Genomic DNA, 542 nt, shown 5'->3' on the forward strand with positions numbered 1-542 from the left:
TGCGGGTAGTGCAACTCGAACGCAGGCCGCTCCGACCGAATGCGCGGGAGCTCGGTGAAGTTGTGCCGCGGCGGCGGGCAGCTGGTCGCCCACTCCAGGGAGTTACCGAAGCCCCAGGGGTCATCGACGGTCACGACTTCGCCGTAGCGGTAGCTCTTGAACACGTTCCACAAGAACGGCAGCGTCGAGGCACCGAGGATGAACGCACCGACCGTCGACACGATGTTCAACGTCGTGAACCCGTCCGACGACAGATAGTCCGCGTACCGACGCGGCATGCCCTCATTTCCGACCCAGTGCTGCACCAGGAACGTGGTGTGGAAGCCGATCATCGTCAGCCAGAAGTGGATCTTGCCCAGGCGCTCATCGAGCATCCGCCCGGTCATCTTCGGGAACCAGAAATAAATACCGGCATAGGTCGCGAAGACGATGGTGCCGAACAGCACGTAGTGGAAGTGCGCCACCACGAAGTAGCTGTCCGAGAGGTGGAAGTCCAGGGGCGGGCTCGCCAGCAGCACACCGGTCAGACCACCGAACAGGAA

1 protein-coding gene is annotated in these 542 nt (G+C 62.4%); it reads right to left on the reverse strand.

From position 1 onward, the window contains the following. The coding region (locus tag BFL43_RS00035) for a cbb3-type cytochrome c oxidase subunit I (RefSeq protein ID WP_206186579.1) at positions 1-542 on the reverse strand (542 nt) is incomplete at both ends.

This window comes from Williamsia sp. 1135, from assembly GCF_002095395.1.
GTDB lineage: Bacteria > Actinomycetota > Actinomycetes > Mycobacteriales > Mycobacteriaceae > Williamsia.